At 29.5% G+C, this 23,232-nt stretch carries 16 protein-coding genes and 2 rRNA genes; 11 read left to right on the top strand and 7 right to left on the bottom strand.

The window, feature by feature from the left end:
* The 3 genes from CBD51_004370 to CBD51_004360 all read left to right on the top strand — a co-directional run.
* Window positions 1-364: ribosomal RNA gene (locus CBD51_004370) — 23S ribosomal RNA — on the top strand; the annotation flags it as partial.
* 67 nt (window positions 365-431) lie between these two features.
* Window positions 432-541: ribosomal RNA gene (gene rrf / locus CBD51_004365) — 5S ribosomal RNA — on the top strand.
* A 50-nt stretch (window positions 542-591) separates the two neighbouring features.
* Complete coding sequence (locus tag CBD51_004360) at window positions 592-2,253, top strand: hypothetical protein (GenBank protein ID RPG58854.1); 1,662 nt, start codon at window positions 592-594, stop codon at window positions 2,251-2,253.
* Here the strand turns inward: CBD51_004360 and CBD51_004355 are convergent.
* The 3 genes from CBD51_004355 to CBD51_004345 are packed head-to-tail and all read right to left on the bottom strand — an operon-like array spanning window position 2,250 to window position 5,944.
* Window positions 2,250-3,503 carry an asparagine synthetase B gene (locus CBD51_004355; protein RPG58853.1) on the bottom strand — a complete coding sequence of 418 codons (1,254 nt, stop codon included), beginning with the start codon at window positions 3,501-3,503 and terminating at the stop codon, window positions 2,250-2,252. The two genes, CBD51_004360 and CBD51_004355, sit on opposite strands and share 4 nt — an antisense overlap.
* A 12-nt stretch (window positions 3,504-3,515) precedes the next feature.
* Window positions 3,516-4,934, bottom strand: a complete 1,419-nt coding sequence (gene dnaB / locus CBD51_004350; protein ID RPG58852.1) for a replicative DNA helicase — start codon at window positions 4,932-4,934, stop codon at window positions 3,516-3,518.
* Window positions 4,935-4,990: 56 nt separating this feature from the next.
* Window positions 4,991-5,944, bottom strand: coding sequence for an acetyl-CoA carboxylase carboxyltransferase subunit alpha (locus CBD51_004345; protein ID RPG58851.1), 954 nt, complete (start codon window positions 5,942-5,944; stop codon window positions 4,991-4,993).
* Between the two features lie 89 nt (window positions 5,945-6,033).
* On the opposite strand from CBD51_004345, the gene ispE reads away from it, so the two are divergent.
* Window positions 6,034-6,837 carry a 4-(cytidine 5'-diphospho)-2-C-methyl-D-erythritol kinase gene (gene ispE / locus CBD51_004340; protein RPG58850.1) on the top strand — a complete coding sequence of 268 codons (804 nt, stop codon included), beginning with the start codon at window positions 6,034-6,036 and terminating at the stop codon, window positions 6,835-6,837.
* On the opposite strand, the gene CBD51_004335 is transcribed toward ispE, so the two are convergent.
* Together CBD51_004335 and CBD51_004330 are read right to left on the bottom strand one after the other, a co-directional pair.
* Window positions 6,834-7,907 carry a YjgP/YjgQ family permease gene (locus CBD51_004335; protein ID RPG58849.1) on the bottom strand — a complete coding sequence of 358 codons (1,074 nt, stop codon included), beginning with the start codon at window positions 7,905-7,907 and terminating at the stop codon, window positions 6,834-6,836. The two genes, ispE and CBD51_004335, sit on opposite strands and share 4 nt — an antisense overlap.
* A complete protein-coding gene (locus tag CBD51_004330; GenBank protein ID RPG58848.1) occupies window positions 7,908-9,038 on the bottom strand; it encodes a tRNA guanosine(34) transglycosylase Tgt in 1,131 nt (376 codons plus the stop codon).
* A gap of 60 nt (window positions 9,039-9,098) precedes the next feature.
* Here CBD51_004330 and rsmG point away from each other — a divergent pair, with 60 nt between their 5' ends.
* Entirely contained in the window at window positions 9,099-9,719 is a 621-nt protein-coding gene (rsmG, locus tag CBD51_004325) for a 16S rRNA (guanine(527)-N(7))-methyltransferase RsmG (GenBank protein RPG58847.1), read from the top strand.
* A 32-nt stretch (window positions 9,720-9,751) separates the two neighbouring features.
* On the opposite strand, the gene CBD51_004320 is transcribed toward rsmG, so the two are convergent.
* Complete coding sequence (locus CBD51_004320; GenBank protein RPG58846.1) at window positions 9,752-13,447, bottom strand: T9SS C-terminal target domain-containing protein; 3,696 nt, start codon at window positions 13,445-13,447, stop codon at window positions 9,752-9,754.
* A 161-nt stretch (window positions 13,448-13,608) separates the two neighbouring features.
* Here CBD51_004320 and CBD51_004315 point away from each other — a divergent pair, with 161 nt between their 5' ends.
* From CBD51_004315 to CBD51_004290, 6 genes are all read left to right on the top strand, one after another.
* The gene (locus CBD51_004315) at window positions 13,609-13,764 is read left to right on the top strand and encodes a 50S ribosomal protein L34 (GenBank protein ID RPG58845.1); all 156 of its coding nucleotides are present in this window, start codon (window positions 13,609-13,611) and stop codon (window positions 13,762-13,764) included.
* A gap of 83 nt (window positions 13,765-13,847) precedes the next feature.
* A complete protein-coding gene (locus CBD51_004310; GenBank protein ID RPG58844.1) occupies window positions 13,848-16,697 on the top strand; it encodes a carbamoyl-phosphate synthase large subunit in 2,850 nt (949 codons plus the stop codon).
* 321 nt (window positions 16,698-17,018) lie between these two features.
* Window positions 17,019-19,361 carry a hypothetical protein gene (locus CBD51_004305; GenBank protein RPG58843.1) on the top strand — a complete coding sequence of 781 codons (2,343 nt, stop codon included), beginning with the start codon at window positions 17,019-17,021 and terminating at the stop codon, window positions 19,359-19,361.
* Window positions 19,358-20,641, top strand: coding sequence for a glycosyl transferase family 1 (locus tag CBD51_004300; protein ID RPG58842.1), 1,284 nt, complete (start codon window positions 19,358-19,360; stop codon window positions 20,639-20,641). The genes CBD51_004305 and CBD51_004300 overlap by 4 nt, the downstream gene beginning before the upstream one ends.
* Window positions 20,629-21,960 carry a hypothetical protein gene (locus tag CBD51_004295; protein RPG58841.1) on the top strand — a complete coding sequence of 444 codons (1,332 nt, stop codon included), beginning with the start codon at window positions 20,629-20,631 and terminating at the stop codon, window positions 21,958-21,960. The genes CBD51_004300 and CBD51_004295 overlap by 13 nt, the downstream gene beginning before the upstream one ends.
* The gene (locus CBD51_004290; GenBank protein RPG58840.1) at window positions 21,948-22,811 is read left to right on the top strand and encodes a glycosyltransferase family 2 protein; all 864 of its coding nucleotides are present in this window, start codon (window positions 21,948-21,950) and stop codon (window positions 22,809-22,811) included. Before CBD51_004295 ends, CBD51_004290 begins: the two co-directional genes overlap by 13 nt.
* On the opposite strand, the gene CBD51_004285 is transcribed toward CBD51_004290, so the two are convergent.
* Window positions 22,804-23,232, bottom strand: coding sequence for a DUF2147 domain-containing protein (locus CBD51_004285; GenBank protein ID RPG58839.1), 429 nt, complete (start codon window positions 23,230-23,232; stop codon window positions 22,804-22,806). The genes CBD51_004290 and CBD51_004285 overlap by 8 nt on opposite strands.

Below are 23,232 nucleotides of genomic sequence, written 5' to 3'. Positions count from 1 at the left end.
CTGGGGCTGGAGAAGGTCCCAAGGGTTGGGCTGTTCGCCCATTAAAGTGGCACGCGAGCTGGGTTCAGAACGTCGCGAGACAGTTCGGTCCCTATCTGTGGTGGTCGTTAGAAATTTGAGAGGATCTGCTCCTAGTACGAGAGGACCGGAGTGGACTGACCTCTAGTGTACCTGTTGTGACGCCAGTTGCATCGCAGGGTAGCTATGTCGGGAATGGATAAGCGCTGAAAGCATATAAGTGCGAAGCCAACCTCAAGATGAGATTTCTTTTAAGGGTCGTTCGAGACTAGGACGTTGATAGGTTGCAGGTGTAAAGGTGGTAACATCATAGCCGAGCAATACTAATTACCCGTAAGCTTTTTTCACACTGTTTTAATTTTTATTTTATTATTGTTAAAATTTAATCTTTCTTAATTTGTTAATTAATCACTTATGGTGACTTTAGCAACAGGGATCACCTCTTACCATATCGAACAGAGAAGTTAAGCCTGTTAGCGCAGATGGTACTAGGTAAAACTGGGAGAGTATGTCGTCGCCAATTTTCAGCCCCAACATAAGTTGGGGCTTTTTTTTTACTATATTTAAAAAACTATGTTATTACGTTTTTTATTTTTTTTTGGACTATATATATGTATGTCTCAAAGCGAGTTTAATTTTTCAAAAAATTATTTTTTGGGTGATGAACAAAATATTTTTTTTGAAATCAATAATTTAGGAGATCCACTTTTATTTTTAATGCCACAATTTGTGTCATCTGAAAATGCTTTATTTCACAATTCTCAAAAAGTTAGAAAAATAGATTTTTTAAACAATATCCCTGTAATTCGTGACACTAGTAATAATAGTCATTTATCATATACAAATTCATATAATGAAGGCGGTTTTTTAAAGTCTTACTTAAAAAGACCCATAGGGGAAACTTCCATTTTTCAATTTATTTATAATAATTTAAGTTCCGAGGGTTTTTATAATAATCAATTAAATAAGTCCAGTAATCTTTCATTGTACTTTGATTTTTTCAGTAAAAAGAAGCCTTATAATAACTCTTTTTATTTTAATTCAATAAATGCTAATTACCAATTAAATGGTGGACTTAAAAACTATCAACCCAATATTTCATCTGATTTAATAAATACTTATTTAGATTTTGCAACAGTTAACATTAGGAAAAGAGAATTTAGACTTCTACAAAGTTATTTATTTCAGGATGATTTATTAGTTCAACATAAATTCTATTTTTCACAATTTCAAAGAGACTATACTGACACTTCTCCCTCATCTTTTTATTATACGTTAAGTCCTCTTGATCCTTTAATTTTAAACTATAATCTTTATACTTTTTGTAATACTTTAGATAATGAATTTTCAGTTTTTTATAAAAAATTAGATTTTTCTATTAATCACATTTATTACAACACTAATAATTTACACGATAATAGTGTTAATGGTGATATTTTTTTTTCCTTTGGTACTGATGAAAATATTCAAACAAAATTAAAGTTTAATATATCTTATTCCCCTCTTGGTTATAGTAAGAATAATTACTCATTTAATCTAGATTATAAGAAGAGTAATACAAATTTATCTCAGTTATTTTCAATTAATTTTTTATCTAAAAGACCAAACTTTTTTAATCAGCATTATAATAATAGTTTAATTTGGGATTGGAATAGTTTTAAGGATATAAAACAGTTAATAATAAGGTCATTTTCTTTTTTTAACAGATATAATCTAACAGTAGATTTATATTTTAATAGGTCTGTAAATTATTTTTATTTTAATAATTTAGCACACCCTGTTCAATCCTTCGACCCTATTCTTTATTTTAAAGTTAAATTTATGAAGACTTTTAGTTTAAGGAATTTATCATTTAATAGTTTATTGTATTTACAATACAGTGATAATGATATTCTTTCAGTTCCACTTCTTCTTTTTAATCAAGAAATAGTTTATAAAAAATCTTTTATAAATGATATTAGTTTATCAACTAAATTAAAGGGAGTTGTTTTTTCTAAGTATTATCCAAATTCATTTTTCCCCTTAACAGATGTTTTTTACCAGCAAAGAAATGTAATTAGTAATATTATGCCTTTCTTTTCAGGAAGTCTGTATATATCTAAGAATAATTTTTCAATTGGCTGTGTTTTCGATCATTTAAGTAGTTTGTTATATAATGATAGTTTTTATGTTCCTTTATATACACTTCCTCAGCCAGTATTAAGATTATCTGTCAAATGGAGTTTTATTGATTAAGTTTTTCGTTTCTTTTTTTTAGCAGCTGGAAATAAAATATTATTAAGTATTAACCTGTAGCCTGGTGAATTAGGATATAATGCCAATTCTGTTTTAGGATCTCCAACACGATGTTTATAATCTTCAGGGTCGTGACCGCCATAAAATGTCCATGTACCTAATCCAAATTCGCCATGAATGTATCTTGCTTCATTTAATGATTTGTTTTCACCTAAAATAAGAACATTAGTTTTTATTAAATCTTTATTAAATGCTGTTGTTTGACCTATAAATCCTTTAACGATATTTGTATGGTTTTGACATAGCATGGTTGGAATTGGATCCCATTTGGCTGAAAATTCGAATAATGTAAAATAGTCATTTTCTTCTTGAATATTTCTTGTAGATGTAACATCGATATTTGAATATTCATAAACTAATGGATCAGTCACTAGTTTGAAATTTTCAAAAGCAAAACTATTATTATAATTTAATTTTTCTTGTGCATTTTTATCAATAGGATCCCCATCAAACATATATTCGCATATGTCAACTTTATCAGCAGATAATGCAATGTCGTATGTGTCAGTTGCAGAGCACATAGCAAAAAGGAAACCACCTCCAGCAGTATATTCTTGTATCTTCTTAACTATATTTAGTTTTTGTTTTGACACCTTGCTAAAACCTTGTTTTTGAGCATTTTCCTCAAAAATTCTCTTTTGATTTATATACCATGATGCATTTTTAAACGAACGATAGAATTTTCCATATTGCCCCGTAAAATCTTCGTGATGTAGATGTAACCAGTCATAAAGCGGTAATAAGTTATTATTAATTTCTTCATCATATATTATATCATAAGGTATTTCTGCATATTCTAAAACCATGGTTACAGCATCATCCCATGGTTGTTTGTTTTTAGGGGAGTATACTGCAATTTTAGGTGCTTTTTCTAACTTAATAATATCATAATTATTTTGTGGATGTGCAATTTCTATATATATATTATTTTTTTCAACTGGCGATACGGTCTCATAAGAAACTCCTCTGTAAATGCATTCCTTTTCGATTGCTTCATGATATGAAAACATAAAACTTCCACCTCTGTAATTTAACAACCAGTCTACTTCGATATCTTGTTCGAGAACCCAGTATGCTAAACCATAAGCTTTGAGATGGTTCTTTTGATTGCTTTTATCCATTGGCACTAATATGTCTTGTGATAATGATAAGTATGTGATAGAGAAAAAATAGATAAAATATTTCAAAATATAATTAGTTTTTTACATTTGATCATCGGTATTTAAATCTTGATTTATACCTGACTCAATACCTGTAGAGTAGATATTGTCAGAGAGGTTTGAAAATTTAATTTGTTGTTTTTCAAATCTTAATCTTGTGTTATCAGTTGGACCATTTCGATGTTTCGCTATAATAAACTCTGCTTCACCCTCAGTTGGACCTGCAGGTGGATAGTCCCATTCACTAATTTGATAATATTCAGGTCTATAAATAAATGATACAATATCTGCATCTTGTTCAATTGCTCCTGATTCCCTAAGATCTGAAAGGACTGGTCTTTTTCCGGGTCTATTTTCAACTGCACGACTTAATTGAGATAGAGCAATCACTGGTACTTCAAGTTCTTTTGCAATACTCTTTAAAGATCTAGAAATATGAGATATTTCTTGTTCTCTATTTCCTTTGTGATCCCTTGTAGACATGAGTTGTAGATAGTCAATAATAATCATTTTGATACCATGTTCGCTTTGTAATCTTCTGCATTTCGCTCTTAAATCAAATATAGATAAGGCAGGAGTGTCGTCAATAAAAATATTTGCTTGCTCAATTTGCTTTATTTTATGATGGAGTTGAGTCCATTCATGAGGTTCTAAATTTCCAGATCTTAGTTTTTGTTGATTTAGACCTGTTTCAGAAGTAATTAGTCGGGTTATTAGTTGAATAGATGACATCTCTAAAGAAAAAATTGCAATAGGCATTTTATAGTCTACTGAAATATTTCTAGCCATTGATAAAACAAATGCAGTTTTTCCCATACCTGGTCTTGCAGCGATTATAATTAACTCTGAATTTTGCCATCCACTGGTAATTTCATCAATTTCGTGAAAACCTGATGGAATTCCACTTAAACCTGATGGGAGATTGCCAATTCTTTCAATCTCTTTAATTGCATTTTGTATAAGTTTACTAGCATTAAGATATTTTTTCTTTATGTTACCTTCACTGATTGCAAATATTTTACTTTCTACTTGATCTAATAATTCAATTGCATCTGTTGACTCGTCATATGAATTTTGAATAATTTCGCTACAAGTACTTATTAATTCTCTTTGAATATGTTTTTGGACGATTATTCTACAGTGATATTCAATATTGGCAGATGAGATTACTTTATTTGTTAATTCAGCTAAGTAATGTGCTCCACCACATACTTTAAGTTTTTTATTTTGTTGTAATTGATTTTTTACGGTCATTACATCAATAGGCTCTGCATTTTGAAAGAGTGTTTCTGTAGCTTTGAAAATTTCTTTATGAGCATCTTTGTAAAAAACTTCTGGTGTTAACATGTCACCAACTTCAGCCATTGCATTTTTATCAATTAGAATTGCTCCTAATACAGCTTCCTCAAAATCAAGAGCTTGAGGGGGTAGTTTTACATTTTTTTTTACATTTTGTGACATGTTGTGATATATTTACGATGATATATTATATCAAATATAAATGAATAAGGGATATTTTACCCACTATATATTCCCATTTTTGAAAATTTCTTAATTCTATCTTTTATTAATTTTTCGGGACGGGTTTTAATTAAGGATTTAGTATTATTATTTATGCAATCATAAACTTTCTCATAAACTTTCTCAGGATGATGGTGCGCTCCACCCATTGGCTCTTTTATTATACCGTCAATTAATTTATTTTTTAACATATTTTTTGGCGTAAGTTTTAGAGATTCAGCAGCTAGTTCTTTATTATCCCAGTTTCTCCATAAAATTGAAGAACAGCTTTCTGGAGAAATTACTGAGTACCATGTGTTTTCTAACATAAATATTTTATCAGCAACCCCAATTCCAAGTGCCCCTCCAGAAGCTCCTTCTCCAATAATAAATGATATAATAGGTACTTTTAACTCTATCATGTCATAAATATTTCTTGCAATTGCTTCACCTTGTCCTCTAGCTTCAGCTTCTACCCCAGGGTATGCACCAGGCGTATCAATTAAGGTAATCACGGGTTTACTAAATTTTTCAGCCATTTTCATTAGTCTTAAAGCTTTACGGTAACCTTCAGGATTAGCCATTCCAAAATTTCTATATTTTCTTGTTTTAGTATTTTTTCCTTTCTGTTGTCCTAAAATCATGAATGTTTGATTTCCAATTTTACCCCATCCACCTACCATTGCTTTATCGTCTTTAAAGTTTCTGTCACCATGTAGCTCAATGAAGTTTCCTCTCGTCAAATTTTCAATATAGTCTAATGTATAAGGTCTATTTGGGTGGCGTGACAATTGTACTATTTGCCATGGAGACAAATTTGAGTAGATTTCTTTTTTTTTGATTTTAATTTTCGCTTTTAATTCTTTAATTAAATCAATAGCATTTGAGTTCGTGTTTTTACCAATTTCAATTGTTTTCTCTAATTCATTTATTAATTCTTTTATTGGTAATTCAAAATCTAAGTATTCCATAGTATTATATAAATATATATCATGCAAATATATATTTTAACTAAAAATATTAATAAATTAATTGTTCATAATTTTAATAAGATTATAAAATGATATGTTATCCTAATGCAAAAATTAATATTGGCCTCAAGATTTTATCAAAAAGAAATGATGGATTTCATAATCTAAATTCTTTTTTTTATGCTATCCCTCTTTGTGATGTGTTAGAGGTTAATTTAGGAGACAATTTACCTATTACTAAAATAACATATTCAGGTATTAAGTTTCCTAATATTCAAGATGATTTAATTTTAAAAGCATATCATCTTTTAAAACAAGATTATAATTTACCAATTCTCAAGATTCATCTACATAAAAATATACCCTATGGGTCAGGTCTTGGTGGTGGCTCATCAAATGCTACCCATATGTTAATTTTATTAAATAAAATGTTTGATTTAAAATTAAATCATAATGATTTAATTAAATATTCTACATTATTAGGTAGTGATTGTCCTTTCTTTTTGTATGACAAATGTTGTTACGTTACAGGGGTCGGAGACAATCTAGAACCTATTCTTTCTACAAATTTAGATGGTTATTATATTGTTATAGTTAAGCCTAGTTCTAACTTATCTACTGCTGAAGTTTTTTCAAAATATCAAATCAAAAAAAACGTAAAGCCTTTATCTCGTGATATTTTTTATAATAAATGGAGTTCTTTAACAAATGATTTAGAAACAGTTTCGTTTGATTTATGTCCAGATTTACATAATTGTAAGCTTTATTTACAAAAAATAGGTGCAGAGTATATTAGTATGAGTGGTTCGGGGTCTGCTATATATGGAATTTTTAAAACCAAACCAGTTATAAAACATTTGTTTGATGGGTGGAAATGGGAAGGTTTTATTTAAGTTAATTTTTTAAAAAATAATGTAGCAAATGCAAGACACAAAATATTAGGTGTCCAAACTGTTAAAAATGCAGGAATGTCACTGTTAATTGTAAAAGTAATTGAAAATTTCATTAGAAATATATATAGGAAACAAATTCCAATACCTGTTGTTAGTTTATATCCTAAACCCCCTCTATTTTTTTTGTTCGAAACCAGAAAACCTAACAATGTGAAAATAAAAATTGAGAATGAATATGACCATCTTTCATTTTGTTCAATTTGGTAAATAGGTAAAAATTCATTTCCTCTATTTTTTTCTTTTAATATAAATTGTCTTAATTCTGCATATTTCATTGATTTAATAGATCTGTTTTGTTGAAAAAGTTCTTGCGGGTTCATTTTTAAATCAATTAACATTTCGTCCTGTAGTTTTGTTTGAATCCTAGATGAGTTTAGTACTTTTTCTGTATAATTGTTAATTATCCATAGATTTTTTTCTTTATTCCATTTTATTGTTGCTCCAGAAATTTTTTTTAATAATTTATTTTGGTCATATGTCTGTATGTCAACCCCATAACCTTTCTCATTTTTAACATCATAATTTTTGATAAAAATAAAATTATTGTCATCAAATTTTTTATGTAGTTTTTTTTCTCTTAGGATGTCTTTGTTTTTAATGTATTTGTTTTCAAAATTTAATCTCGCTTCATTTTTTTTAGGTAAAAATGAATTTTGAAAATACAGATTAGGTATAAAAATAAATGCAGCACTTAACATATAAGGTGCAAGGATTCTTAACGGACTTATTTTGCTATTGTATAAAGCAATAATTTCATTGTTTTCACTTAATTTAGATGTAAAAAAAATAACGGAAATAAACGTTATTAATCCACTAAATACAACTCCGTAATGTATGATAAAATTAAAGTAATAATCTTTTATAATTAGATCTGTTGGGGCTTGATGATCAATAAAATTATCAATTTTCTCAGAAAAGTCAAATATCACTGCAATTGCTAGAATTAAAGAAATTGCTAGACCAAAAGTATATAAGAAATTCTTTATTATATAATAATCAAATCGTTTCATTTAAAGTCTTGTGTCTAAAATTGGGACAATATTTTTCTTCCATTCGTAAAAAACACCCTCTGTTATTTTTGTTCGTGCAATTTTCATCAATTGTATGTAGAATGCTAAATTATGTATACTAGCGATTTGTTTTCCAAGTATTTCTTTAGATGCCATTAAGTGTCTAACGTATGCTTTGCTATAGATATGATCTATACTTGCAGTTCCATTTTTATCTAATACTGAGAAGTCTTCTTTCCATTTTCTATTTTTTATATTAATTGTGCCCTCCATTGTATAAATTAGTCCGTTCCTTGCGTTTCTTGTTGGCATAACACAATCGAACATATCAATGCCTAAAGCAATATTTTCTAATAAATTAGCTGGAGTTCCAACTCCCATTAGATAACGTGGTTTTTCTTTTGGTAGTATATCAGTAACTACATCTGTCATTTCATACATTTCATCATGTGGCTCACCTACAGATAGCCCTCCAATTGCATTTGCTGGAAAATCAAAATCAACAATTGTTTGAGCAGAGATTTTTCTTAAATCTTTATAAGTTCCACCTTGAACTATTGGTAACAATGTTTGGTTATAGTCATATAATTCTTTCGTTGTTTCAAACCTATGTTGACATCTTTTTAGCCATCTATGTGTTAATTTCATAGATTTTTCTACGTAACTATATTCACATGGATAGGGGGGGCATTCATCAAAAGCCATAATTATATCTGCGCCAATTATTCTTTGAATATCAATAACACTTTCAGGGGTAAAAAAATGAGAACTCCCATCAATATGCGATTGAAAAGTAACACCTTCTTCACTAATCTTTCTATTTTCAGCCAATGAATAAACTTGATAGCCTCCGCTATCTGTTAAAATTGGTTGTGGATAATTTATAAATTTATGAATACCACCTGCTTTTTTGATCACATCGATTTGTGGTCTCAAGTATAAATGATATGTGTTACCTAGAATGATTTCTGCTTTTATGTCCTGAACAATTTCATGTTGATGAACACCTCTAACTGTACCTAGTGTTCCAACAGGCATAAAAATAGGTGTATTAATCTTACCTCTTTGTAATTCAATAAGTCCGGTTCTGGCTTTTGAATGCGCATCTTTTGATGTTATATTAAATTTCATGCAATAGGTTTTTATAAATATAATAGAAAATCATTATTATTATATAATAATATTAATGTTATGGATAATATCGTATATAAGTATTTTACGCTCACAGAGAATCAAAAGAGAAAAATTGATTCTATGAAAAGTATTTATGCTAAATGGAATGATAAAGTAAATCTTATATCTAGGAAAGATTTTGATAATTTTTATGAAAAACATGTTTTACACTCTCTTTCCATATGTAAAATAATTTCTTTTAAATCAGGTACAAAAATTATGGATCTAGGAACTGGAGGGGGCTTTCCGGGAGTACCGTTGGCTATTATGCATCCAAATGTAAATTTTCACCTTGTTGATTCTATTAGTAAAAAAACTAAAGTTTTAAGCTCTATTGTTCAAGAATTGGATTTAAGTAATGTTATTGTTCTTAATAAAAGAGCTGAAGACATTGATGATTCTTTTGATTTTATTGTAACTCGTGCAGTTGCAAAGTTAGATCAATTAAGTCTTTGGTCAAAAAATAAAATTTCATCTCAAAGTAATAATTCAATTAAGAATGGATTAATCTGTCTCAAGGGTGGAGATTTATCTAGTGAACTAGCAAAATTTAATCACAGTGTATCTAAATATTTAATCAGTGATTTTTTTAAGGAAGAATTTTTTTTGAATAAAAAAATTATTCATTTTTTTAATTAGGAAAAGAGGAAAAATCTCCTCTTTTCTAATCTTTATTCAACAATTAATATATCTCTTTTTAAATTATTATTTGACTCTAATTCTATTATATAATATCCTGACACGAATTTGTTTTCAATACTGTATTCAGTATTTTTTGTAGAGCTTGAATAGATTAACTTACCTGTTAAGGTAATTATTCTGATGTCAAAATTATCTGAATTAGGGTTTGTAAATTTTAATTTTGTATAGTTAGTTAATGGATTTGGATAGAGAGTCCATTCAAAATCATTGTTTTCTTGCAAACTCACTCCATCACAGGCATCTCCAATTCCATCATTGTTAATATCCTCTTGATTTGGATTGTAAACTAAAGGACAATTATCAATTTCATTACAAATAAGATCTGTGTCATTATCATTTAGACATGAACCGGAACAATCGTAAAACGGTTCTGGATATTGACAGTCCCCTTCATTAGTTGCGTTAGGGTCATAATTACATGCTTCAGAATCCATACAGCCACTTATTTCAAGGTCATCACAAACTCCATCTTCATCTAAATCATAACAGTTACCTTCACAGTCATAGTCCTCAATTGGATATGTGATACAGTCATCCATAAAACAGTAATAACAGCTACCATCAAATGCAGTTGCATTCTCATCATAATTACATGCAGTTGTAATTGTACATCCAAATAGTGCGCAAGATCCATCATCTAAAACTGCTTCTGGGTTATAGTTTGATGCATCTGGATTTGTACATCCTACCTCACAGCTCATTTCATAATTATAAGAGTATGTAGAAATACCTTCATATCCTGATGTTAATGTAAATGAATCATCACCAATATTTAGCGAAGTTTGATACCATCCATTACCGTAATATGCAGTCATATTTATAATATAACATCCATCTTCAAAGCAATAGTTTCCGCAATAACTTCCTCCATTTATTCCATTAAAATTATGTTCTGCTACAGTTTCACCTTCCATATTATTAATTTGCCATCCAAAACTTGTATCTGATGTGCTAAATGATATGGCAGGACATTCGTTGTCGTATGTACATGAACAATCATCAACAAATGCAGTTTCATCATAATTATTCGCTTCAGGATCTGTGCATCCAGTAATCACACAATCACAATTATATCCAAAAGAATCTTCTACATATTCTACAGTATAGCCATAGTTTGATACATAGTCAAAGCAAAGATAATTTGATGTTGTATAGTCATAGCCTAAATCTACATAAGATTCATATGTTAAGAGATATTCACAACTATACTCACAAGATCCGTCATCATAATTCGCCTCTTCATTATAATTATCAGCTAAAGAATTTGTGCAACCCTCAACAATACAATTATCATCATTATAGCCAAAAGGAGCTATTGCACTAGATCCAGTTGTAAATGTGTAGTCATATTCATCGATACTCAGTACTGCATTATTCCACCCATCACCATAAGAATCAATCATATTAATAGTGTAGCATCCATCATTAAAGCAGAAATTTTGACATTCAGGAGCATTTCCAGATAGTACAGTGTCTCCATTTTCATCAACAATATTCCAAGAAACCTCTGTTGGATAACTTCCTCCAGTCACACTAACTGATGAGCAATTATCTTCATATATACATGAACAGTCATCAACAAATGCTCCTTCATTATAATTTATAGCGGTAGAGTCTGTACAACCTAAGATTACACAGTCACAATTATATCCAAAGCTAATAGCTTGTTCAATTGTATAAGTTCCATTTGTCACATACATATTACAATAATAGTTAGATATGGAGTTGTCGTAGTTGTTGTCAACATATGACTGATAATCTAATAGGTATGTGCAATCTAAAATACAGGAGCCATCATTTGTATTTGCGTTTGGATCATAATTTTCAGCAAAGCTTTGTGTACATCCGTATATTGGCTCTTCACAAAGTAATTCTGCAGACCATCCATATCCAGATGCTGAATTAACACTACTGTCTGTAGTCCACTCAACTATTAATGTTTCTCCACCAACTAGAACTCCATCTAATTCTCCGTTATATTGAACACCGTTTACATAAATTTGGTCACAGCAAGACTCAGTAGATCCACTAAAATTAATTGTTATAATTAAACCTGGAGGAGCATTATATGTTGCGCTGAATGATTCATTATCGCCATAGTTCATAAAATTTAGTTGAGTTTCACAATCTTCACACTCTGGATCACCTTCATAGAAACAAGTGCCACTTTCAGTCGTAGCGGAGGGCGAATAGTTACATGCTGAAGGGTCCATGCAACCCGAAATATCATCGCTACATGTATTACATGATTCTGGACAAATTTCATAAATACTAATACCAAAACCAATTGAATCAATTACGGAGGATAAATCTGTATCACAACCAAATGTTAAAAGTTCAGGACACGAAAGTCCATATTGTACCAATATGCCATCTGGATCATCAGTACAATTTATATCCTCACCACAATTTTCTATTTCAATCCAAGCTGACCAGTTATTTGGTCCCTCACATTCAACATAAGTACAGTTATCTATAAATAATTCGTAACCTATACTATAAAATTCTCCCTCTTCCCAACAACCTTCTTCAACTATTCCACATTCACCCAGAGTATATTCAAATATATTATTGCATTCTGCATCTTGAGAATTACCATATGTTACACCATCACATCCGCACACAGGATCCCATAAGTCTATCGAAAGACAATTTGGATCTAATTCAGCGACACATCCTGTATTGTTACAATCCCATTCTAAGACAACTATATCTGTTCCGAATACACTTGTCCACGCAGTCACACCTGCAGCTTGGGCTAAACATGAATTGCTATATGTGATGCCATCACAACCAGTAACAGGGTCTTCTACCCAAGGACATATTGCCATAGGGTCTATCCAATCAGGGTTTATACAAGGACAATCTATTGTTTCTTCTTCATCACAAATTCCATTTTCATTAACATCATTAATACACTCACAAGAGCATTCTTCCCATATTTCACAAAATTCTTCATTTACGGTTGTCTCAAAAACTGTGTATGTATTTGGGTTTATAAATGTACACTCACAATCAAATACCAAAATAGGCATATCATCTGGGCAGTTATCTTCACAGATTCCATCTTCATCTGTATCAGAGATGCACCCGTCTGAAAGTTCTTCGCAATAGCTATTGTCAATTGTGTAATTACTATCGCCTTGATAACCACATACATCCTCCCATAACCATACTCCAGTGTACTCATTAGTCCAGCTGCACCCATATGAGATACAGGTAGCTTGATCATTTATATCATAACAGGATCCAGTTGTAATATCTTCAACCCAAGTCCCAACACAATCATCTTCTTCATCACAAATTCCATCATTATCGATGTCAATTTCACAACCTGTAAGAGATGGATTTCCCCCTTCAAATATCCAAGAGCTAATTAAATTAATTTCTTCATCAGAAAGAGGATCCGCTCCCCATGCAGGCATGTACCCGGTAATAACATATTCATCTAATACAGATAAAACATTTGTACTGTTTGTGGTATATCCACCGGCCATTAATTCATCAAAGCTTGTAAGTTCTATTCCCCCTGTGTATGCAGCACCATTAGAGTGGCAACTTACACAGTTAGCATCAAAAATAGGTTGAATTTGTGTTTCATAATCTACTTGACTGTATATAAAGCTACATAGGCAAAGAGTAATAATTGTAATAAAACGTCTCATATTTAAATTAATTAAGTTTGGTAAATTAGGTGCTTTTATAAATGTACGATTAATTATTTAAATTATAATTATTGGGATAGATTGAGATATTCATTTTCATTCGTTGTAAATAAAAAAATAATATTATATTTGCACTCCAAACATAGACATATACTTATAAGATGAAGAGAACATATCAACCATCAAACAGAAAAAGAAAAAATAAGCATGGCTTCAGAGAGAGAATGGCAACCGCTGATGGCAGAAAAGTTATCTCTAGAAGAAGAGCTAAAGGCAGGAAGTCATTATCAGTATCTGATCAAATGTTTAAAAAATAATGATTAGAGTTAATCAATTTTTAAAAAGGTGTTTTTAACACCTTTTTTTGTAAATTAATGTTCATTAAATTTTTATATATTCAATGCCTAAAAATAAATCCATCAAGTCAGTTTTAATTATTGGAAGTGGACCTATCGTTATTGGTCAAGCTTGTGAATTTGATTATGCTGGTTCTCAAGCTTCAAGATCTTTAAGAGAGGAAGGTATTGAAGTCACATTAATTAATTCAAATCCAGCTACTATTATGACAGATCCTGTAGTAGCAGATCACATATATTTATTACCACTTGAGTGTGAATCAATTGAAAAAATTCTTAGCGAAAAACACATAGATGCAGTTTTACCTACAATGGGTGGTCAAACTGCTTTAAATTTATGTATTCAGGCAGATGAAAAGGGAATATGGAAAAAGTATAATGTTGAAATAATTGGAGTAGACATTGATGCAATTAATATTACTGAAGATAGAGAGAAATTCAGACAATTAATGAATAAAATTAAGATACCAGTTGCTCCTGCAAAAATTGCAACATCATTTTTAGAGGGTAAGTCTATTGCTCAGGAATTTGGTTTCCCATTAGTTATTAGACCTTCATTTACATTGGGGGGTAGTGGTGCTACTTTTGTTTTTGAGAAAAAAAACTTTGAAAAAGCACTAAATAAAGGTTTACATGCTTCTCCAATTCACGAAGTTTTAATTGATAAAGCCTTGTTAGGATGGAAAGAATATGAATTAGAATTACTTAGAGACTCTAATGATAATGTTATAATTATATGTTCTATTGAAAATATGGACCCTATGGGGATTCATACTGGTGATTCAATTACTGTAGCACCAGCAATGACATTATCAGATGCATGTTATCAAAGAATGCGTAATATGGCAATTCATATGATGCGTTCAATAGGGGATTTTGCTGGAGGTTGTAATGTTCAATTTGCTGTTAGTCCAGACGAAAAGGAAGAAATTGTTGCTATTGAAATTAATCCAAGAGTCTCTAGGTCGTCAGCTTTGGCATCCAAAGCAACTGGATATCCAATTGCAAAAATTGCTGCTAAATTAGCTATTGGATATACTCTAGATGAATTGAAAAATCAAATTACACAAAATACTTCTGCTTATTTTGAGCCTACATTAGATTATGTAATTGTAAAAATACCAAGATGGAATTTTAATAAATTCCCTGGATGTGATAAATTGTTAGGTTTGCAGATGAAATCTGTTGGCGAAGTTATGGCAATTGGTAGATCTTTTCAGGAGGCTTTACAAAAGGCATGTCAATCATTAGAAATTAGAAGAAATGGTTTAGGAGCCGATGGTAAAAACTGGACTAATCAAGACGATATTCTTTATGCACTTAAGAATCCAACTTGGGATAGAGTTTTTAGAGTTTATGATGCACTTAAAATAGGTATTCCTATAAAACGTATTAAACAACTTACTGGAATTGACAACTGGTTTCTTCGTCAAATTGAAGAACTAATCAATATTGAAAATAAAATTTCGGAACATAGTATTAATTCTATATCTTCAGATTTGCTTCTAAAAGCAAAAACAAAAGGCTTTGCTGATAGACAAATAGCACATTTATTAGGTGCTCTAGAAAGTAAAGTGTTTGATTTAAGACAAAAATATGACATTCAGCGTGTTTATAAATTAGTTGACACTTGTGCTGCTGAATTTAAAGCTGAAACTCCTTACTACTATTCAACATTTGAGAGAAAAATAACTTATCCTGATGGATTGTCATATGCTGAGAATGAAAGTGTAGTCAGCAATAAAAAGAAAGTAATAGTATTAGGTTCAGGACCTAATCGAATTGGTCAAGGTATTGAATTTGACTATTGTTGTGTACATGGGGTTTTAGCTGCTAAGGAAGTTGGTTATGAAACTATCATGATTAATTGTAATCCTGAAACTGTTTCAACGGATTTTGACACTGCAGATAAATTGTATTTTGAACCAGTTTTTTGGGAACATATTTATGATATTATTCAACATGAAAAACCTGAAGGCGTTATTGTACAGTTAGGTGGTCAAACTGCACTGAAATTAGCACAAAAACTAGAAAAATATAATATTAAAATTATGGGTTCTAGTTTTAACTCTTTGGATTTAGCTGAAGATCGTGGTCGTTTTTCACAAACACTTAAAAATATTAATATACCATATCCTGAGTTTGGTGTTGCAACTACTGCAGATGAAGCTACTGAACTAGCTAAGTCACTATCATTTCCCATTTTAGTAAGACCTTCTTACGTATTGGGGGGTCACGGCATGAAAATTGTTATAAATGAAATGGAATTAGAACATCATGTTGTTAATTTATTAAAAAGTATTCCAGGAAATCATATTTTGTTAGATCATTATTTAGAAAAAGCCATAGAAGTTGAGGCAGATGCTATTTGTGATGGAAAGGATGTATATATTATTGGAATAATGGAGCATATTGAGCCCTGTGGTATTCATTCAGGGGACTCAAATGCTGTATTGCCACCATTTAATTTAAGTGATAATGTTATAGAGAAGATTATTAAGTATACCAAAAAAATTGCTCTTTCATTAAATACAGTAGGTTTAATAAATGTGCAATTTGCAATTAAGAATGAGGAAGCATATGTAATTGAAGCAAATCCAAGAGCATCTAGGACAGTGCCGTTTATTGCAAAAGCATATAAAGAACCATATATAAATTATGCTACAAAGGTTATGTTAGGTAAAAAAATGCTTGACGAAATTAATTTTCAACCTGTTAAAGATGGGTATGCAATTAAAGTGCCTATTTTTTCATTTGATAAATTTCCTGATGTTAATAAAGAATTAGGACCAGAAATGAAATCTACAGGTGAAATTATTTATTTCATCAGTAACCTAGAAGACCCGTTTTTTGTTAAAGTTTATTCTGAGAGGAATTTATATTTAAGTAGATAATGTTAAAGTTTCTCTTTTCTCTAATTATAATTTATTATTGTCTAAAATTGCTCTTACGATTTTTAGCCCCCTTTTTATTGAAAAATATGATTACCAAAATCCAAAAGGATATGAGTAAAAAGAATAAAAAAACAAATTATAAAAAACATCGTAATGGTGATACAGAAGTTTCTTACAAGAAAAATCAGAATATTGATCCAGGGGGAGAGTATGTTGATTTTGAAGATTTAAATGATGAAAAATAAATTGAATACCTATAATTTTTATCTGCCTCACATATTTGCAGTCATAATATTTGCAGTTATAACTATAGTATATTGTTTGCCTATCCTACAAGGAGATAAAATTAATCAAAGCGATTATAAACAGTTTCTTGGTATGTCAAAAGAAATTGTTGATTTTAGATCTGATAATAATGAAGAAGCACTTTGGACAAACTCTATGTTTGGAGGTATGCCTGCATATCAAATTTCGGTTCATTACCCTAATAATATTTTGGTTCAAATTGATAAGGCTTTACAATTGTTTTTGCCTAGACCTATAGGAATTATTTTTTTATATTTTATTGGTTTTTACATACTTTTACTTTCTTTGAGGCTTAATCCACATTTTGCATTTCTAGGTGCATTAGCATTTGGTCTGTCAACATATTTATTTATTATAATTGAAGTTGGCCATAATACAAAAGCTCATGCAATTTCTTATATTGCTCCCTCCTTAGCAGGAATGATTCATTGTTTTAGAAAAGAGAATACTTCATTAACTAAAATGATATTTGGTTTTTTTCTCTCATTTCTATTTTTAGGTTTACATTTGAGAGGTAATCATTTACAAATAACATATTATTTTCTCTTTATAATTTTTGCCTTTTGGATCAATTATATGATTAGAGCCGTTAAGTTAGGTCAGATTGCTAATTTTATTAGGTCTACATCAGTTTTTTGTACTGCAGGTTTATTAGCTATTTTAATTAATATTGGAAGTATCTGGTCAACTTATGAATATAGTAAGTATACTACAAGAGGAATGTCTGAATTAAAACCTAAATCAACTAATCAAACAAGTGGTTTGGATAAGGACTATGCCACATCTTACAGTTATGGAATGTTAGAAACATTTAATCTTTTATATCCAAACTTCAAGGGTGGTTCATCAGTTGGGAAACTATCCGAAAAATCCTCAGTATATGAAGCACTCAGAACTAACGGTATTTCCAAAAGAGATAGTAAAAGTTTTCTTGAAGCTGTTCCATTATATTTCGGTCCTCAACAATTTACAGCTGGTCCTGTTTACATTGGTGCTGTTGTATGGTTACTGTTTTTCATAGGCTTTTTTACATTAAAAAAACCTATTAAATGGATTTTAGTTGTACTCACTTTATTCTCCTTTATTTTAGCTTGGGGAAAATATTTTCCATTGATTACAAATTTGTTCTTAGATTATTTCCCATTGTATAATAAATTTAGAACGGTTTCTATGATTTTAGTTATAGCAGAATTTACAGTTCCTTTATTAGGTGTTCTTGGGATTTACAATTTATGGAAATTAGATATAAATTTGAGTGAAAAAAAATATATTGTTTTAAAGTCTTCAGGCCTTTTAATTTTATCGTCAGTTTTTTTCTTATTATTTGGGAATTTAATATTTGATTTTCAATCCATTAGCGATGCTCAGTTTCCTAATTGGTTTACGAAAGCCTTAATTAAGGACAGAGTGTTAATGTATAAATCAGATATTTTAAGATCTATGATGTTTATTGCTATTGGCACAGGTATTATATATTTTGCAATTATTAAGTCTAAGAAACAAAATTTTAAGTGGGTTTACGCACTATCTATTTTAATTTTTCTTGATCTATGGTTTATTAACAAAAGATATTTTAATCATAGCAGTTTTGTTGATAAAAATATTGTAGAGATTCCATTTCAAATGCAAGATTTTGACAGGATAATAAAACAAGACACTAGTATATACAGAGTATATAATTTAAATGAAAGATTGGATCAGGGTGCTCGCACATCTTATTTTCATCATTCTTTAGGAGGTTATCACGGTGCTAAGCTAGGTAAATATCAAGAACTTATCGATTCTCATATAAGTAAAGGCAATTTAAATGTCATTAATATGCTAAATACTAAGTATATAATTACATCCAATCAAAATAGAGAGCCTATTGTTCAAAAAAATGAATCTGCATGTGGAAATGCATGGTTTGTTCAACAAGCTAATTGGGTAAATAGCGCAGATTTAGAGCTCATGTCATTAAATGATTTTGAACCAGAAAAATCAGTAATTATTAATAAGAAACATCAGACTTATGTTGGTGATTTTAGTTTTGATAAAGACAATATTATTGAATTAACATCATATAGACCGAATAAACTTATATATAGAACTCAAGTAAATACTAGAAGTTTAGCTGTATTTTCGGAAATTTTTTATCCTAAAGGATGGAACGCATATTTAGATGGTGTTCTGGTTGATCACATTCCAGTTAATTATTTGTTAAGAGCCTTGATGATTCCAGAAGGAACTAGTGAGATTGTTTTTGAGTTTAAACCAAAATCTTTTTTTATATCATCTAAAATTTCATTCGTGTTATCTTGTTTATTGATACTGAGTGCAATTATATCGTTTTTAAGATTATTTGCAAAAAAGACATGAAAAAGGTATTAATTATTACTTATTATTGGCCTCCTCAAGGTGGGGTAGGTGTACAAAGATGGCTCAAGTTAAGTAAATATCTTTTAAGACATAAATATGAACCTATCATATATACTCAATCAAATGGGTTAAGTTCATTAGAAGATTCAAGTTTATTATCAAGTATACCTGAAGGTTTAAAGGTTTTAAGAAATAAAATTTTTGAGCCTCAAAAAATTGTTTCCCTCTTTACTAAGAATAAACCATCTTCTGATATTTTAATAAAAAACCAAACCAATATTTTATTAAGGATCTTAATTTGGTTACGAGCTAACATATTTGTTCCTGACTCAAGATGTTTATGGATCAGTTCATCGGTTTCTTTTTTAAATAATTATCTAAAAAAAAATCATATTGATGTAATTATTTCCTCAGGTCCTCCTCATAGTATGCATCTAATTGCATTAGCTTTAAAAAGGAAACATAATATTAAATGGATTGCTGACTTTAGAGATCCCTGGACTAATATTGAGTATTTTGATAAATTACCATTGTTAAAATCACGAAAAAAAAAGCATAAAGATTTAGAATATAAAGTTTTATCTCATTCGGATTTAGTTTTATCAGTCAGTTCCTCATGGGCAAATGATTTCAAGAAGATGGGTGCAAAAAAAACAGCTGTATTAACAAATGGGTTTGATCCAGAAGATTATAATTCACCTCGATATCCTAAACTAAATAATTCATTTGTTATTGGTCATTTTGGTTTGTATAATAAATTACGAGATCATATTTTTTTATGGGGAACACTTCAGAAAATATGTAATAATATACCGAATTTTAAGAGTGATTTAAAATTAGTCTTTTCAGGTGAAGTTTTCAAAGGCTTTTTCGAACAAATTCAACAATTTGATTTAAAAGGTAAATTTGAATATTTCAATTACCTTTCTCATTCTAAAGCTATTAATAAAATGATTAATTGTGATCTTTTATTAGTTACACAAGGAAATACCAAAGCTGTATTAGGTCGATTACCCGCTAAAGTATTTGAGTATATTGGAGCTAGAAGACCAATTTTAGCAATTGGCAAAAAAAACAGTGATTTGGAGAAAGTTATGTCTAAAATTTCATATGGATGGTTTGTAGATTTTGATAATCACCAATTATTACATGATACAATATTACAGATATATGATTTACGTAATTCTAATGATTTATTTTCTGATAATATTGCTCATTTTTCAAGAGAAGAACAGTCAAAAAAATTAATAAAAATAATTGATGATATATGTTCAAAATGATTAAAAAAATTTATAATGAATTAATTGATTCAAATTATTTTAAGAATCTCTTTATATTAACAAGTGGTGTTGGTTTTTCTCAATTAATACCATTGCTTTTATTGCCTATATTAACTAGGTTTTTTTCACCTTATGATTTTGGACTTTTAGCTATTTTTTTAGCTGCTATTCAACTTATTGCCACTTCAAGTACATTTAGATTAGAAATGGCAGTTGTTTTACCAAAAAAAGATACAGATGCTGCAATATTATGTATACGTGCTTTTGTTACACTTCTGCTTATCTCTTTTATTATTACTATTATAACTTTTGGAGCTTGGACTTTTATTATCAATTCAGATTATGAACTGATAATCAGTACTTTAAATATTACTGATTTGATTCGTCAAGATAATTTTAATGATCGATATTTCCCTTTGATTATTTATTTGGTTCCATTAGGTGCTATCTTTTTAGGTTTTTATAATATTTTATATAGTTGGAATAATAGAAAAGAACTTTATAAAAATATGTCATATTCTCATATCTCCCATTCTCTCTTAAGTACGCCTCTTTCAATTGCTTTTTATTTTTCTCCATTGAATAAGTTTAGTTTGATACTTGGTCAAATTACTGGTAGATTGATGGCCTGTTTTTTATTATTACGTCATTTATTAATAACAATAAAATCTATTCCTTATAGTCTTATTATTTCTAGATTACCTATTTTAACTTATCAGTATAGAAAATTTATATATTTTGAAACTCCTCATTCAATTTTAAATTTTTTCGCACAAAAAATTATTTTAGGATTTTTTACTGCTTTTTTTGGTTTATTTACAGTGGGTATTTTGGATTTAGCTGATAAAATTATTGGTAAACCACTAGGTGTAATCTCGAACTCTTTCAAAACTGTTTTTTATCAGCGTTTGACTACTGCCAAAGATAAGCTTGCAATTTTTAAAAAATCAGTGTTTTTAATGTTAGTTATTAGTACTTGTTTAATAATACCTTTTTATATACTGCCAGAGAATTTTTTTGTTATTGTTTTAGGACCCGAATGGGCTGATATAGGTATGTATATAAAATTACTATGTCCCTTATTATTTGCTCGTTTTGTATTTAATGTTGTTATGCCCAGTTTGTCTTATACCTTGCAAAATCATTATTTACTAATTTGGCAATTGATTTATTTAATTTTGTTACTATTTATGTTTTGGTATATACCATCATCGAATGTTGAGGATATGTTATTTATATATTCATTACTTGGTGCTTTTATGTATTCATTACTTGGTTTCATGTCATATTTAGTACTTAAAAATAAATGTCAAACATGAAAATTTTAATAATCACTCCAGCTTGTAATGAGGAGAGAAATCTCCCTCTATTAATTAAATCAGTTGTTAATCAATCTTTTCTTCCACTAGAGTGGATTATTGTTGACGATGGATCTAAGGATAATACTAGTAATGTTATTCAAAAAGCAGCAGTCAAGTATTCTTGGATTAAGTATTTAAGAAAAGAAAAATTTAACGTTCGCTCCCCAGGTAAAAGTGTGATGGAGGCATTTTATTTTGGATATAATTATAAATCATCTAAGCAATATGATATTGTTATGAAATTAGATGCTGATTTAGTTTTGCCCTTTAATTATTTAGAAAATATTGTAAGCGAATTTAAAATAAATTCCAAGGTTGGTATTTGTGGAGGCATCTGTGTATTAAAGAATAAAAGTCAATTTTATATTGAAAGAGCAACTAATTTGGATCATGTTCGTGGTGCAATTAAAGCATATAGAAGACAGTGTTTTAATTCTATTGGAGGATTAATAAAAAATATGGGTTGGGATACAGTTGATGAACATCATGCTAGATTTAATGGTTGGGATGTAATAGTTAAACCCGAATTACAAGTAATCCATCAACGACCCACTCACAAGGAGTTTGGTTATTTAAGAGCTGCTTTTAGAAATGGTCAGATGTTATATACAATTAGAATGGATTTGATCTTATTAATGGGTAATTGTATGAAACTTTTAATCAAGTCACCATATTTATTATTATCTCTATCTATGTTTTTTGGTTTTTTTTCAGCTTTTTTTAGAAGAAAAAATTTTATTGTTAGTAAAGATTTAGGCAGATTTATTAGAAAATATAGATATAAAATGCTTTTAAAGAAAATTATTTGACTCTAGTCCATCTAGTTGTTTTACCTATTAAACTAAAGCCCAGATATCCTCTCATAAATAGAGTGTCTTTTCCCTCTAATTTAGCGTTTAAACTATATGTTTTTCCACTTCTAGCATCATATATTGAACCATTTGACCACTTATTTTTTTCTGTAAATTTTAATTCCTTGATTATTGTTAAATTTTGAATAGTTCTTTGTCTTAAATTTTTATTTGGATTCTCTTTATCTAATTTAATTTCACCATCTTCATTAAGTGGGTTAGCTAGCCATATAATCTTTCCTTCTATTGTTTTCTCTTTTGTTTGGTAAATTTTTATATGAGATTCCTTTTTCTCTTCTAACCAAACACCACAAATTTCACATGAGTCTTGTCCAAACAATAAAATTGGCAATAATACTATGACAATTCGAATAATCAT

Source organism: Flavobacteriales bacterium TMED191, from assembly GCA_002171975.2.
GTDB lineage: Bacteria > Bacteroidota > Bacteroidia > Flavobacteriales > TMED113.
The sequence above is the reverse complement of the archived record's forward strand: the minus strand, read 5'-3'. Positions and strand labels throughout refer to the sequence as shown.